Source organism: Novosphingobium humi (assembly GCF_028607105.1).
Lineage (GTDB): Bacteria > Pseudomonadota > Alphaproteobacteria > Sphingomonadales > Sphingomonadaceae > Novosphingobium > Novosphingobium humi.
The window spans coordinates 1083061-1097510 of the sequence record NZ_CP117418.1 but is presented as its reverse complement, the minus strand read 5'-3'; the positions used below and the strand labels follow the sequence as shown (position 1 = coordinate 1097510).

The window sequence follows — 14450 nt, the reverse complement described above, 5'->3', positions numbered from 1 at the left end:
AGTGGCAATTCTGGACAGATTTTCGGTCGCGGGCCGCAGCGCTCTGGTTACGGGGGGCGCATCCGGCCTCGGCCTTGCCTATGTCGAGGCGATGGCCGAGGGCGGGGCGGCGGTGACGCTGAGCGACATTGACTTGGCCGGCGCCGAGCGCGAGGCAAAGCGCCTGTGCGATGCGGGCCATGACGTGCGTGCGGTCGCGCTCGACGTGTCCGACAGCGACGCCGTGGCCCGCGTGTTCGACGAACACGCCGAGGCGTTCGGCGGGCTGGACATTTGCTTTGCCAATGCCGGGATCGACACCGGGGCGGGCTTTTGGAACCCGCAAGGCCATCGCAACCCCGATGGACAGGTCGATACCTATGATCCCAAACGCTGGGACAAGTCGATTGCGGTCAATCTGTCCGGCATGTTCTATACGATCAGCCATGCCGTGCGGATCATGAAGCAGCCGGGCCGCGCCAATGGCCGCGCCGGCGGCGCGATCATCGCCACGGCCTCCAATGCGGGCCTTGTCACCGAGCCGATTGTCGGCCTGCCCTATATGCCTGCCAAGGCGGGCATTTTGCATATGGTGCGGGCGCTGGGGCTGGAACTTGCCGAATTCGGCATCCGCATCAACGCCATCGCGCCGGGGCCTTTCGTCACCAATATCGGCGGGGGCTGGCTCAAGAAAGACCCTACGGTGCGCGCGGCATGGGACGCCATCGTGCCCTTGGGCAGCGTGGCCGAAACCGAGCAGATGAAGCCGCTGGCGCTGCTGCTGGCCAGCGATGCCTCCGATTACATGACCGGCGCCCATGTGGTGATCGACGGCGGCATGATGCTGGGGAGGTTCAAATGAGGCGCTGGGCATTGTTGCCGCTGATGCTGCTGGCGGCCCCCGCCTCGGCGCAAACGGGCCAGGCATTGGGCCAGACGCTGGCGCAGCGGCCCCCGGCCAAAACTTACGCCAGCGTCTGCGCCTATTGCCACGGCCACAATGTGGGGCCGATCATTTTGGGCCGCAAACTGCCGGTTGAATATATTCAGGCGATGGTGCGCGCGGGTCGCAACGGAATGCCCGCGATGCGCCCCACCGAAATCTCGCCCGGCGAACTCGACGCACTGGCCGCATGGATTTCCAAGGCCCCCAAAGACATCAAGGAGCACGGCCAATGAGCGGGGCGACCATCGACAGACGCGGATTGCTGGGCGCGGGCGTGGCGGCGACCATTGGTATTGCCGGACAGGCGATGGCGCAGGGCGCTGTTCTTGCGCCGGGCGTCAGCAAGGCTGATCTGGCCGCCGCGCTCAAGGCCATGCGCGCCGTGGTGGGCGATGCTTGGGTGGCGGGTGATGCCGAGAGCCTGCGGCCATGGTCGAAAAGCTATACGCCCGACCCCACGGGCCGCCATGCGCCGGTGGGCGCGGTGGCGCCGGAAAATGTCGAACAGGTGCAGGCGATCCTCAAAATCGCCAACCAATATCGCCAGCCTGTCTGGCCGGTCAGCACCGGCAAGAATATGGGCTATGGCAGCACCACGACAGCCGCGCCAGGCCAGATCATCCTTGACCTGAAACGCATGAACCGCATCCTCTCGGTCGATACCGAGCTGTGCACCGCGCTGGTCGAACCGGGCGTCACCTATCAGCAGTTGCGCGACTATCTGGACGAGCACAATATCCCGCTGTGGATCGATGTGCCCACGGTCGGCCCGATTGTCGGCCCGGTCGGCAACACGCTGGACCGGGGCGTCGGCTATACGCCCTATGGCGAGCATTTCATGGTGCAATGCGGCATGGAGGTCGTCATGGCCAATGGCGACATTTTGAAAACCGGCATGGGCAGCACCAAGAACCCCAGCGCATGGCAGGCGTTCAAATGGGGCTATGGGCCTTATCTGGACGGCATTTTCACCCAGTCGAATTTTGGCGTGGTGACGAAAATGGGCCTGTGGCTGATGCCCGCGCCGCCGGTCTATAAACCGCTGGTGGTGCGCCACAAAAAGATGGAGGATGTGGCGCGCATTACCGACGCCATGCGGCCTTTGCGCATTGCCGGAATTGTGCCCAATGTGGTGCTGATGATGGGGGCGGCCTATCAATTGGCCATGTTCCACCGGCGCGGCGAAGTGACAACCAAACCCGCACAGGTCAGCGATGAGGAAATCGCCCAATTCGCCGCAAAGCATGATCTGGGCATGTGGAACACCTATATCGCGCTTTACGGCACCCCCGCGCAGGTGGCCGAAAGCGAGCGCATCATCCGGGGCGCCTTTGCCGCCATCGACGGCGATGTGATGACGCAGGAGCAGATGAAGGACAACCCGTGGTTCCACCACCACGCCACGCTGATGCGCGGCGGCCTCAGCCTTGAGGAAGTGGGCCTTGCGCGGTGGAAGGGCGCGGGCGGGGGCCTTGCCTGGTTTGCGCCCGTGGCCCCGGCCAAAGGCAGCGAGACGCAGGGGCAGATCGATCTGGCCAAACAGATCCTTGCGCGTCACGGCTTTGACTATACCGCCGCCTTTGCCGTGGGCATGCGCGAATTGCACCACATCATCGCGCTGCTGTATGACAAGAGCGACCCGGCCGAGGAAAAGCGCGCCGATGATTGCTATCGCGAACTCGTCACCGGCTTTGGTGATCGCGGCTGGTGCTCCTATCGCACCGGGGTTCACGCCATGGATCTGGTGGCGGCGCAATATGGCGAGACCAACCGCGCGGTGAATGCCGCGATCAAACAGGCGCTTGATCCCAACCACATCCTTGCCCCCGGCAAATCGGGGATCGCATGATGGGCGCGCGGTTTGACGGCAAGGCCGTGCTGATTACGGGCGCGGCCACGGGCATCGGGCAGGCCACCGCGCTGGCCTTTGCCGCCGAGGGGGCCGGTGTGATGATCGGGGACATCGACCCGCGCGCGCAGGAAACGCGCGAAATGATCGCGGCGGCGGGGGGCAGAGCGGAGTTTTGCCATACCGATGTCCGCGATCCGGCGGCGGTTGAGGCGTTGGTCAAGGCTTGCCTGTCCCATTTCGGGCGGATGGATTGCGCGTTCAACAACGCCGGTGTTCTGCCGCCCCAGCGCCCGATTCATGAGGTGACGCCGGAGGAACTGGATCTGGCCATTGATGTTGATTTCAAGGGCGTGTTCTATGCTATGCAGGCCGAAATCCGCCACTTTCTGACCGTAGGCGGAGGGGCGATTGTCAATACGGCCAGCGTGGGGGCGGTGATCGCCGATCCCAATATGAGCGCCTATTGCGCGATGAAACATGCCGTGGCGGGCCTGACCAAGGCGGCGGCGGTGGAATATGCGCGGGTTGGCATCCGCACCAATTGCATCGCGCCCGGCTTTGTCGTCACGCCGATGACCCGCCATTGGGCGGAAAGCAACGCCTTTACCGACATGTTTTTCGCGCAAAACATCTCGGGCCGCGCCGCCCAGCCCGAGGAAATCGCCCCCACCGTCCTGCATCTGTGCAGCGATGGGGCCAGTTTCATCAATGGTGCCACATTTGTGATCGACGGCGGCCAGACCGCGCATTAGTATGTATCACAGACAAAATTATAAAGGAGAGAATTGCCATGGCCGTTATGACCGCGCCGCCTTCGAACAAGGCCGCCATTGTCGATGTGAAATTCCCCCACAAGGCCCTGGTTGATCGCCTCAGCCCCGGCGGGCGCTATATCGATGCGCAGACCGATGTGGACAGCCCCTGGGTGCCCTTTGGCGAACATGCCGCGATCAAGCATCTGGCCTTTGACGTGCGGCAAAATCTGTTTTCGAACATCCTGTGGGTCAAAGGGCCGGGGGTGATCGGCACCCATCTGCATCGCGGCACGATCACCATGGTCTGTCTCGAAGGCAGTGTGCGCTATCTGGAATATGACTGGACCGCCACGCCGGGCGGCCTCATCCTCGAAGTGCCGGGCGAAAGCCACACGCTGGTGACCGAGCATCCCGAAGGGTGCAAGCTGTTCGGCTGGATGCAGGGCCCGATCGACTTCTTCGACGATCAGGCCAATCTGGTCGACACCGCCGATGTGTGGTGGTTCATCAACCACTATGAGACTTATTGCCGGGACAATGGCATCGCCATCAATCCCAAGCTCTACGTCTAAAAGGGGCGTGGTCTGATGCGTGCAGTCGTGATGCAGGGGCTGCACAGGCCGCTGGCGCTCGAAACCTTGCCCGATCCCACGCCGGACGCGGGTGAGATTGTGGTCAAGGTCGGACGCTGCGGCATTTGCGGGTCGGATCTGCATATGACGGAGGACCCGGCCTATGGGATGACTGCGGGCAGCGTTCTGGGCCATGAATTCGCGGGCGAAGTCGTGGCGCTGGGCAAGGATGTCGAGGGTTTTGCCACGGGTGACCTCGTCGCGGTCAGCCCGCTTAAAAGCTGCGGCCATTGCCCCGCCTGCGTGGCGGGTGAGGTGGCGTGGTGTGAGCATTTCGGGCTGCAGGGCGGCGGCTATGCCGAATATGCCGTCACGCGGCCCAACCAATGCGTGCGCCTGCCCAAAAGCGCCAGCCTGGCCGATGGCGCGATCATCGAGCCATTGGCCGTGGCGCTGCATGGCATCAATCTGTCGGGGATGAAGACCGGCGACAAGATGCTGGTGCTGGGCGGCGGGCCGATCGGGCTTGCCGCCGCCTTTTGGGCGCGGCGACGCGGGGCGGGCGCGGTGTTGGTGCAGGATGTCGCCCTGTTTCAGGCCGAGCGCGCGCTGGCGATGGGGGCGACCGGCTTTGTCGCCGAACCCGACGATCCGGTCGGGGCGGCGGAGCGGGCGCTGGGCGGCAAGGCCGATGTGGTGATCGAATGCGTGGGCCGCCCCGGCCTGATCGCGCAGGCGGTTGAGCAGGTCCGCCCGCGCGGCACGATTCTGCTGCTGGGCCTTTGCACCCAGCCCGACACGTTCAATTCCTTTGCCATGCTGTCGAAGGAAGTGCGGCTGGTCACCTCGGCTTTCTTCCACCGGCAGGAATATGAGGCCGCGCTCGACGCCCTGTGCAGCGGTGCGCCCGAGCCGCGCCATCTCGTGTCCGACACGATTGCCTTGGCCGCCACGCCGGAGCGTTTCGAGGCGCTGCGGCGGCGCACCCATGACTGCAAGGTGCTGATCAACCCGTTTGGATAGCAGGCCCATGCGCAACATTGACTATTTCGACAAATCCGCCGCGCTTTATCCCGACCGCGCCGTGCTGGAAACCGAGCAGGGCGCGATCACCTATGCCGCGATGCAGCGGATGACGCACCGACTGGCGGGCGCCATGGCGGCGACGGGGCTGCAGCGGCAGGAGGCCGTGGCGATCATGTCGCCCAACCATCCGGGCGTGCTGACGGCGATGCTTTCGCTCTGGCGGGCAGGCGCGGTGTGGATCCCGGTTAACACCCGCAACGCGCTGCCCGATACGATTGCCTATCTGCGCTATGTTCGCGCGGGGTGGCTGTTCTATCATTCCAGCCTCTCGGCCGAGGCGCATGAGGCCGCGCGGCAGGTGCCCTCGATCCGGCATCTGATCTGTCTCGATGCGCCCGATGCGGGCAATCCCTCGCTCGACGGCTTCATGCTGCCCGCCGATGCGCCGTCTTTTCCCGATCTGGGCAGCCCGGATGGCGGTGACCGCGAACTCTGCGCGATCATCGCCACGGGCGGCACCACCGGCCCGGCCAAAGGAGTGCGCGCGCTCAACCGCAGTTGGGGCACGATGCTGGAAAGCATCGCCATGTTGATGGCGGTCGAAGATGTGCCGGTGTTCCTCGCCACCGCGCCCTTGTCCCATGCGGCGGGGCCTTTCGCGCTGGCGGGCATCGCCATGGGGGCAACGGTCGTGATGCTGCCCGCCTTTGACGCTCATGCGGTGATGGAGGCGATTCAGACTCATCGCGTCACCCATATGTTTCTGCCGCCCACGGCGCTCTATTCGATGCTGGCCCATCCCGAGGTGCGCGACTATGACTATTCAAGCATGCGCTATTTTCTGCTGGCGGGCTCGGCCTGCAGCCCGGAAAAGCTGCGGCAGGCGGTGGAGGTCTTTGGCCCTTGCCTGTGCCAATCCTATGGACAGAGCGAATTCCATCTCATCGCCACATGGCTGCCGCCCGAAATCGTGGCGGCCGCCGCTGCCGGCGATCACCCTGAGCGGTTGGCCAGTTGCGGGCGGGCCACGATGTCTGTGCGCGTCGAATTGATGAATGACGATGGCGCGTTATTGCCTGTAGGCGAGGTGGGCGAGATCGTCGGGCGCGGAGGCATCGTTTGCGACGGCTATTTCGAGATGGAGCAGGCCACCGCCGAGGTCCGCACCCATGGCTGGCATCACACCGGCGACATTGGCCGCCGCGACGAGCACGGCTTTTTCTACATCGTCGACCGCAAGAAGGACATGATCGTCACCGGCGGTTTCAACGTCTTTTGCAGCGAGGTGGAGGCTGTGGTGTCCGAAATGGCGGGTGTCCATGAATGCGCCGCCATCGGCATCCCGGATGAAAAATGGGGCGAGGCGGTCAGCGTGCTGGTGGTGGCCGATCCGGCAAAGGCGCCCGATGCCGCCGCCATCATGGCCCATTGCAAGGCGCGGCTGGGCAGCGTCAAAGCGCCCAAACATGTGTTCTTTCGCGAAAGCCTGCCGCGCACCCCGGTGGGCAAATTCGACAAGAAGGCGATGCGCGCCGAGTTCTGGCAGGGCCAAAGCCGCGGCGTCAATTAGGCCGCGCTTTGATCCCTGCGGCGATCAGGCCGCCCACCGCCTTTGGCGCTGCGCTTCGGCATGGGCGGGGCGTCCGGTGTGGAACTGCTGCAACTCGCGGATCAGCGTGTCGGATTGTTCGCTCAGCCCGCGCGCGGCGGCCGATGTCTCTTCCGACATGGCTGCATTGCTTTGGGCGATGGTCCCCATTTCCGCGACGGTCTGATTGGCCCTTTGCAGCTTGCCTGCCTGTTCATTCGTATCGCTGGCAATGGCGTTGACCATGCCGCTGATCGCTGATCTCGCCCACGCCCGATGCAATGCGCGAGAGGGCATTGCCCGTTTCCATCACCAGACGGACGCCGTTTTCCACCTGAACGGCCGAACCCTGGATGCGCGACTTGATGTCCTTGGCGGCATCGGCGCTGCGCTGGGCCAGAGCGCGCACTTCGGAGGCGACCACGGCAAAACCGCGCCCAGCATCGCCCGCGCGCGCGGCCTCCACCCCGGCGTTGAGCGCCAGCAGGTTGGTCTGAAATGCAATGGCGTCGATCACGCTGATGATGTCCGAAATCTCGCGCGAGGATGCTTCGAGCGCCCCCATGGCCTCGACCGCGCGCGATACGACATCGCCTGATTGCTCGGCGCTTTTGCGGGTCTGCTCGACCATGGCATTGGCGGTCTGGGCGGAACGCGCGGCCTGCGCCGGGCCGCCTACCAATCCCATGCTTGCGCAAATCCCTGCTCGGCCAGCCATTCCGGGACGTGACGCGCGGGGGTAAAGGCGCGGCCCGGATCGGCCAGTGCGCGGATGCGCCGCAATTTGTCGGGCCTGCCTTGAATGATCGCGGCCATGGCCACGGTCTGATATCTGTCGCAGATAACAGCGCCCAGTTCTACGGCGACGGCCCGGCGCGTCTGGTCGAGATCGTAATGGGGCCATGAGACAGCCATGGTCAGCGGATCCTGAAACCACCGCTGCTCGATCCCGATGCGTCGCGCCATTGCATGCAACGCGTCCAGATCCGGCGAGAACATATGACACATCAGCCGCCCGCGCAGGGCGTGAATGGCGCTGTCGACATAGACGCTCATGGCATCACCGGCGGTTGCACTGTTGTTTCCATCCATCTAGTCTGGCCTCCGGAGGCCAGAGCATGCCCGACCATCCATGGCTGATCACCGCTTTCGACCGGCTGAACATCGGCGGCAGGACCCGCGCGATGATCATCGACCATCATAGCGAACCGCATCGTCACTACCATACGCTTCGCCACGTCGATCTCATGCTGCGGCAAATCCCGGATGATCATGTCATGGCGCCCGAAATGACGGCTGCCACGCTGTTTCATGACATCATCTATGATCCGGCCCGCGCCGACAACGAGGAACAGTCCAAGGCCCTGTTCCAGTCGGTTGCCAACACATTCACGCCGCCCGGCGCGCTCGACCGGCTGCTGGTTTCAACCATGATCGCGGCTACCAAGGGCCACCATTTCCGGGACAGCGGGACGCCGGGGGACGAGGCCGTCAACCTTGTGCTGAAGGCCGATCTGAGCATCCTGTGGCATGACGATCCCGACATCTATGCGTGGTACGCCGCGGGCATCCGTCAGGAGTATGCCTTTGTGCCCGATGAACAGTATGGCAGGGCTCGCGCCGCCATATTGACGGGTCTGCGCGATGATCTGCTCGACAGCCGACAGCTTGTCCCGGCAGAGGCGGACCTGCTGCAACGAAACATCGGGTGGGAGCTGCAATTGCTGGCCTTGGCGCGCTGATGGGGGCGCTCACCGCAAGGGGCGGCGTAATCCGCGCCCGCCGCCGGGCAGGGGCAGCCTGTCCTCATCGACCAGCACGCCCTGTTTGATGACCGCCACGATGGCCTTGGCATTGTGGATGTCGCGCGCCGGATCGGCCGAGAGCAGCACCGCATCGGCCAGTTTCCCGCTCTCGACACTGCCCAGATCCGCCGCCCGGCCACGCAGCATCGCGGCGGGCGCGATGCCCTGCTGCTCAAGCAGTTCCATCTCGCGATGCACCGCCGGGCCAAACGACTGATCGGTGCCGATCGCCACGCCGCCGCCCGCATCATAGACCTTGCGGATGTTCTCGGCGGCCACCGGCGTCATCAGCTTCATCCACCATGTCCACGGGTAGGGCTCTGCGGGCAATGGGTATCAGGGCGGTTTGCCACGGCGCTGATGCTCAAGGACCTGAAACTGGCGATGGCCGCCGCGCCGCACGAGCCGCCAAGGCCCAGATGGCCAGCCCGGCCAGCGCCAGCCCCGACCCGACAAAGCCGGTCGAAGCCCAGCCATAGCCCGCCGCAATCGCCATCCCGCCCATCCACGGGCCCAGCGCATTGGCGATGTTGAAGGCCGAATGGTTGAGCGCGGCCGCCAGGGTCTGCGCTTCGCCCGCGACATCCATCAGCCGCGTTTGCAGCACCGAGCCAAGCGCCCCGCCGATGCCGATGGCAAAGACCACCACCGCCACCGCCCAGACGTGCCCCACGGCAAAGGGATAGATCGCCAGCCACACCGCGCTCCACACCAGCAGGCCGCCCGCCGTGGGCATCAGCGTCCGGTCGGCAAAGCGTGGCGCGATGATATTGCCCAGCGTCATCCCCGCGCCAAAAATCGCGAAAATCAGCGGGATGGCAGCTTTGGAGGCATGGGTGACCTCGATCAGCGTCGAGGCGATATAGGTATAGACGCAGAACATGCCGCCAAAGCCGATCGCGCCAATGCCCAGCGTCAGCCACACCTGACCCCGCGCCAGCGCGCCCAGTTCGCGCATCGGGCTGGCCCCGGCCGCGGGCCGGTCATGCGGGGCAAAGCGCGCCACCATCCCGGCGCAGAGCAGCGCCAGCACCGCCACTACGCCAAAGCCCCAGCGCCAGTTGGCCGACTGGCCCAGCACGCTGGCCGTGGGCACGCCGATGATCGTGGCCACCGTCAGGCCCAGCATGACATAGCCCACCGCCTGTGTACGTTTTTCCGGCGGCACCAGACTAGCCGCCATCAGCGCGGCCACGCCGAAATAGGCCCCATGCGGCAGGCCCGAGAGAAAGCGGAACAGCAGCATCCAGTGATAATCGGGCGCAAGCGCCGACAGCGCGTTGCACAGGCCGAACAGGCCCATCAGCGCGATCAGCAGCGTCCGCCGCGCCAGATTGGCCCCCAGCACCGCCAGCAGCGGCGCCCCCACCACCACGCCCAGCGCATAGGCGCTGATCACATGGCCCGCCGTGGGCGCATCGACATGCAGCCCGTCGGCCATATAGGGCAGCAGGCTCATGGTGGCGAATTCGGTGGTGCCGATGGCAAATCCGCCCATGGCCAGCGCCAGATGCACAAGGGCGACGGGCGAGGAACGGGAGGTGCCATCGGCCGGGACAAAGCCGATCGCGGCGGATTTCAGCGCAGGGGCGCTCATGGGTGGGGCCTTTCATCATGGGGGGCCGCAATGCAATGCGGCAAAGGCAAATCCCTATATAGGCGGGGACGGGCCTTTTGTCAGGCCCCAAAATGCTGCAATGCAGCAACCGCAGTCCTATGCGCGGGGCGTTTTACAGCCCGACGGTATAGGACAAACGCAGGGTCCGGCCCGCCAGCGCGCGGCCGACGGCATAGGGCCCCGCCGCGCCATCGCCGGCAATCGCATCGCCCTGCATCACGGCCACGGCATCGGTCAGATTGCTGATCTCGCCCTCGATCCGCCCGCTCCTTTGGCCCAGATCCCACCCGAACTGCACTCCCATCACCACATAGGGCGGCAGCCGCAGGCTGTTGGCGTCATCGGCAAAGCGCCGCCCCATCGCGGTCATCGCCAGCCCCAGATGCCACGGCCCGCGCGGCGGTGAGATGTCCAGCGCGCCATGGAGCATGATGTCGGGCACGCGCTGGGGCACATGGCCGTCGTAACCGGGATAATCCGACAGGCGCGATTGCTGCCATGTCATCGCGCCCTGTGCCTGCACCCAAGCGGTCAGCGGCCAGCGCGCCTCGGCTTCGATGCCCAGATTGTGCGAGGAAGCCTGTCGCGGCACCAGCGTGATTGCGCCCGATGCGGCGTCGATCATGCTGGCCGAAACATCCAGCCCGCGAAACCGGTTGGCAAATCCTGTCAGCCCCAGCCGGACGCGCCCCTGTGTGAGCACCACGCCCGCCTCGGCCTCGGCCACGTCGAGCGCATGGGCGGCCGCGGGCGCCGCGCTGGTGCGATAGGCGCCGACCGAGGGCAGGACATGGCCGATGCTGGCCCGCGCGAACAGGCCAAGCTGCTCGGGCCGGGCCTGCCAATGCAGGGCGATGGTGGCGTTGGTGGCGGCAAAGCTGTCAGCATAGGCGGCGCTCTGCCCGCTGTCGATCTGCGCCGCGCGGTTGGCGATGCCCGCAGGGGTGGAAAGATCCAAAGTGCGCGCGATGCCCACCGTGCCGCGCAGTACCTCCCATTCATGGCGCAGCCCCGCATCCACCCGCCATCCCGGCGCGATCCGCCATTCGTCGCTGGCATAGGCGGCAAGGCCTGCGGTGCGCCCGGTGGTCTGTTCCCATGTAGAAGCGCGCGAAAGATAGCCGCCATCGGTCAAGGCGGGGCCGCCCTGCGCGTCCAGCGCATCGACCAGCAGGCCCTGCGATCGCGCCTCGACCAGCGCCCGCGCCACGATGCGTTGATAGCGCCAGCGGTTGACCAGCGTATAGAGGCCGCCCGCCAGATTGTGCGAACCCCATGTCTGCGCCCGCTCGACCTGCACGATCATTTCATCCAGTTGCACCGCGGCGCTGGCGGGCTGCACCACCTCGACCAGCGCGGCGGGGGAGAGGAAGGCGCCATCGCTGCGGCGCAGGCTGTAATGCCCGCCCTGCGCCCCGACAAAATCGGCCGCGCTCACGGGCGGCCCGCTCGACAGGATGGCATTGCGCTGGGTATCCGACCGGCGCAGGCGCAGGCGCGCGGTCCATCCCCCCGAGGCCAGCGCGGCGGACAGGTCGAAGGCGCGGTTGCGATTGTTGCGCCCCACCGGGCGGATCACGCCGCCATCGGCTGTGATGAAACGGACATTGTTGAAATCCGGCCCGAACCATGACCCCCGCCTTGGGTCAAAACTGGGCAGCGCCGACCATTGCCCGTCGCGCAGCACCATCGGATAGGAGGATGTGTTGAGGCTGGCGTCATCCTGATAGCGCGCCGTCAGGGTCAGGCGGCCATGGGGCAGATCGCGCTCGCCGCGCAGGCGGAGCTGGCCGCCGCCCAGCGTTTGGGCGATATGGCGCAGCGTGGGATCGCGCGCGATATAGCCGCCCGCCATGCTGCGCCATTCCCCCAAGGGCGCGCCCACCCAGCCGTCCAGTCGGGCCAGACCGTAATCGGTTCCGGTAGCGCGCATTTCCCCCGAGGGATGATCGGGCGGGCGGCGCAGATGCAGGTCGAGAACGCCCCCCGGCGCATTGGATGCCAGCACGCCCGACGGCCCGCCGCGCACATAATCGACGCTTTCCAGCATGATGTCGGGCCGCATGAACTGGTCGATGTCGGTCCATGGCAGGCTGCTGTGCTGGATCGGCAGCCCGTCCTCCTCAACCGCCATGGCGGTATAGCCGTCCATCGGAATGCCGCGCAGCCGGGCGATATTGGCGCTTGTGCCCGCGCTGGTGTCGATCCACAGGCCGGGGATCGACACCAGCATATCGGCCATGGTCAGGGGCGGGCAGCGGCGCAGACTTTCGGGCGACAGGCGCGAGAGCGAGAAGGAGCGTTCGCTTTCCAGCATGACCCCCGCGCCATGGCGCCCGGTGACCAGGATCACGCTTTCGGCCGGCGAGGCGGGCGTGGGACCGGCTCGCGGGCGGGGCGGGGCAGGCGCCCGGCGTACCACCACGCCCATCGGCTCCACCCGGCAGACCAGCCCCGCCGCCGGACAGATCCGCGCCAGCGCCCGCCGCAAAGCCTCGCCCCGGCGCAGCGCGGGCAACTGCCGCCCCGCCACATCGCGCGGGTCCAGCGCAATCGCCACGCCCCCCGCCGCGGCCGCCTCCACCAGCACCTGCGCCGCCGGGCCCGCCCGGACCGCGCGTTGCAGGACCGGCCCGCCACTCGTGACGCCGCCAATCCCGACGCCGCCACCGGCCGCCATGCTGGCCAGCAGCAGCCACATTCAGGGCGTCATGCGCCAGCCCGCGCCATCGGGCATCACCCGCCAGCCATGCGCCAGCGCGATCAGGCGCAGGCTGCCCAGCGGATCGTGGCTTCTGTACCGCCCGCTGATCGGTTCACCGGCCAGTTGCGGCGAAAGCACCAGCGGCGCGGCGCTGTGGCGCTGAAGCCGGGCGACCAGCGCGTCGAGTCTTTCATGATCGGCCACCAGCCATTGCGGGTCGGCGGCCTGCACCGGATCGGGGCGAAAGGTGAAGCGCAGCACATGATCGGCCCTGTCCAGCATCAGCCCCTGACCCGCGCCGACCATCAGCGGCTGCTCCAGCCCCTCGATGACGACCCGCACCCGGCCCTGTTCGACGCGCAGGCCCTGACCCGCCGGGCTGTTGTCCACGGAAAAGACTGTGCCGATGGCGGTGACGGCCATGGGGCCGCTCTCCACGGTAAAGGGCCTTTCGGGCGCATGGGCCACCTCGAACAAGGCGCGGCCCTGCGCCAGATGCAGGCGGCGGGCACCGGGTGACATACGCACGTCGAGCGTGGTGGCCGGATCAAGATGCAGCACCGATCCGTCGGACAGGTGCGATGCCATGTCCTGACCAAGGCCGGTGGCGAAATGCTGCGGCGGCGGGGCGACGGGCGTCAAGCGCCATGCGCCCCATCCGGCCCCAAGGCCAAGGGCCAGCGCCGCCACGCCGGCCGCCATGGCCGCCGCCTTACGCCCCCGGCCATGGCGCCGGCCGGGCGTTTCGATGTCATTGGCCGGAAAGGCGGGCAAGGCCTGCAAAGCCTGCGTCGCGGCCGGATCATCCATCACCCGCGCGACCGCGCGGGCCGCCTCGACATGGGCCGGATCGCGCACCAGCCAGTCGAGGAAACCGGCCCGGCGGGCATGATCCCAGCTGTCGGCGTCATCCAGCCAGTCGGCGGCCTCCTCATAGGGATCGCGGCCGTTCATCGGGCATCCTCCACCTCGGACCTGCCCAAATCGGTCTCCGCCTCGGACAGGGCGCGCGCCAGTTGCGCCATCGCGCGGTTGATATGCTTCTTGACTGCCTCCGGCTGAAGACCCAGCGCCTGCGCGATATCCTCGCGGCTCTGCCCTTCCAGGCGACGGCGGCGGAACACCTCGCGGCGCAGCGGGGGCATCGCCTCCAGCGTGGCAGTGAACAGGGCCAGCCTCTGGCGGTGCTGCAGATGCTGGTCGGGCAGGGGGGCGGCGCAGGGCATGGCCTCGTCGATCGCGCATTCTCCGGCCATGGCAGCATGGCGGGCATGATCGGCCATCAGATTGCGCGCGATGCCGATGGCGTAATGGTCGGGGCGGGCGATGCCCTGTTCGCCAAGGCCCGCCTCGCCCGCGCGCCGAAGGGTTCGGGCCAGACTTTCCTGCACAATATCCTCTGCATCGGCGCGGTTGGCCATATGCGCGTGAACATAGCGGCGCAACCGCGCCATGGCATGCGTGATCGACCCGAGCAGAGCGCCCGCGCCGTCACCTGCGCCATATCTGTCCGCGCCGCTTGCCATATCGACCCTTGCTGGCGGCCCCTGTTCCGGGCCGATGCCGCTGTTGGGGCGCGGCTATCGGGGATGTGTTTCAACTGTA

At 66.4% G+C, this 14450-nt stretch carries 16 protein-coding genes; 8 read left to right on the top strand and 8 right to left on the bottom strand.

From position 1 onward, the window contains the following. Position 1: 1 nt before the first annotated feature. The 7 genes from PQ457_RS20755 to PQ457_RS20725 are packed head-to-tail and all read left to right on the top strand — an operon-like array spanning position 2 to position 6700. Positions 2-841: an SDR family NAD(P)-dependent oxidoreductase gene (locus PQ457_RS20755; protein ID WP_273619700.1), complete on the top strand. Its 840-nt coding sequence runs from the start codon at positions 2-4 to the stop codon at positions 839-841. Further along, complete coding sequence (locus tag PQ457_RS20750) at positions 838-1158, top strand: c-type cytochrome (protein ID WP_273619699.1); 321 nt, start codon at positions 838-840, stop codon at positions 1156-1158. Before PQ457_RS20755 ends, PQ457_RS20750 begins: the two co-directional genes overlap by 4 nt. Next, on the top strand, positions 1155-2774 hold the full coding sequence (locus PQ457_RS20745) for an FAD-binding oxidoreductase (protein ID WP_273619698.1): 1620 nt from the start codon (positions 1155-1157) through the stop codon (positions 2772-2774). The genes PQ457_RS20750 and PQ457_RS20745 overlap by 4 nt, the downstream gene beginning before the upstream one ends. After that, entirely contained in the window at positions 2771-3529 is a 759-nt protein-coding gene (locus PQ457_RS20740) for an SDR family NAD(P)-dependent oxidoreductase (RefSeq protein WP_273619697.1), read from the top strand. Before PQ457_RS20745 ends, PQ457_RS20740 begins: the two co-directional genes overlap by 4 nt. 38 nt (positions 3530-3567) lie before the next feature. Then, on the top strand, positions 3568-4104 hold the full coding sequence (locus PQ457_RS20735) for a 2,4'-dihydroxyacetophenone dioxygenase family protein (RefSeq protein WP_168602030.1): 537 nt from the start codon (positions 3568-3570) through the stop codon (positions 4102-4104). Between the two features lie 15 nt (positions 4105-4119). Continuing rightward, positions 4120-5127 carry an alcohol dehydrogenase catalytic domain-containing protein gene (locus PQ457_RS20730; RefSeq protein ID WP_273619696.1) on the top strand — a complete coding sequence of 336 codons (1008 nt, stop codon included), beginning with the start codon at positions 4120-4122 and terminating at the stop codon, positions 5125-5127. 7 nt (positions 5128-5134) lie between these two features. Continuing rightward, entirely contained in the window at positions 5135-6700 is a 1566-nt protein-coding gene (locus tag PQ457_RS20725) for a class I adenylate-forming enzyme family protein (RefSeq protein WP_273619695.1), read from the top strand. Positions 6701-6724: 24 nt separating this feature from the next. Here the strand turns inward: PQ457_RS20725 and PQ457_RS22200 are convergent, their stop codons facing one another. From PQ457_RS22200 to PQ457_RS20715, 3 genes are read right to left on the bottom strand one after another with little or no spacing between them, the layout of a single operon-like run. Beyond that, entirely contained in the window at positions 6725-6964 is a 240-nt protein-coding gene (locus PQ457_RS22200) for a hypothetical protein (protein ID WP_337958497.1), read from the bottom strand. Continuing rightward, on the bottom strand, positions 6933-7406 hold the full coding sequence (locus tag PQ457_RS22195) for a methyl-accepting chemotaxis protein (protein ID WP_337958496.1): 474 nt from the start codon (positions 7404-7406) through the stop codon (positions 6933-6935). Before PQ457_RS22195 ends, PQ457_RS22200 begins: the two co-directional genes overlap by 32 nt. Next, a complete protein-coding gene (locus PQ457_RS20715; protein ID WP_273619694.1) occupies positions 7394-7810 on the bottom strand; it encodes a DUF4031 domain-containing protein in 417 nt (138 codons plus the stop codon). The genes PQ457_RS22195 and PQ457_RS20715 overlap by 13 nt, the downstream gene beginning before the upstream one ends. Positions 7811-7836: 26 nt before the next feature. Here PQ457_RS20715 and PQ457_RS20710 point away from each other — a divergent pair, with 26 nt between their 5' ends. Then, complete coding sequence (locus PQ457_RS20710) at positions 7837-8460, top strand: HD domain-containing protein (RefSeq protein WP_273619693.1); 624 nt, start codon at positions 7837-7839, stop codon at positions 8458-8460. A 9-nt stretch (positions 8461-8469) separates the two neighbouring features. Here PQ457_RS20710 and PQ457_RS20705 read toward each other — a convergent pair whose 3' ends face one another. The 5 genes from PQ457_RS20705 to PQ457_RS20685 all read right to left on the bottom strand — a co-directional run bounded on the left by PQ457_RS20705 (position 8470) and on the right by PQ457_RS20685 (position 14371). Then, entirely contained in the window at positions 8470-8853 is a 384-nt protein-coding gene (locus PQ457_RS20705; RefSeq protein WP_273619692.1) for a hypothetical protein, read from the bottom strand. A 34-nt stretch (positions 8854-8887) separates the two neighbouring features. Then, positions 8888-10120, bottom strand: a complete 1233-nt coding sequence (locus tag PQ457_RS20700; protein WP_420541001.1) for an MFS transporter — start codon at positions 10118-10120, stop codon at positions 8888-8890. Between the two features lie 133 nt (positions 10121-10253). After that, the gene (locus PQ457_RS20695; RefSeq protein ID WP_273619691.1) at positions 10254-12842 is read right to left on the bottom strand and encodes a TonB-dependent receptor; all 2589 of its coding nucleotides are present in this window, start codon (positions 12840-12842) and stop codon (positions 10254-10256) included. Then, complete coding sequence (locus tag PQ457_RS20690) at positions 12843-13799, bottom strand: FecR family protein (protein WP_273619690.1); 957 nt, start codon at positions 13797-13799, stop codon at positions 12843-12845. Beyond that, positions 13796-14371 carry an RNA polymerase sigma factor gene (locus PQ457_RS20685; RefSeq protein WP_273619689.1) on the bottom strand — a complete coding sequence of 192 codons (576 nt, stop codon included), beginning with the start codon at positions 14369-14371 and terminating at the stop codon, positions 13796-13798. Before PQ457_RS20685 ends, PQ457_RS20690 begins: the two co-directional genes overlap by 4 nt. Positions 14372-14450 lie beyond the last annotated feature (79 nt).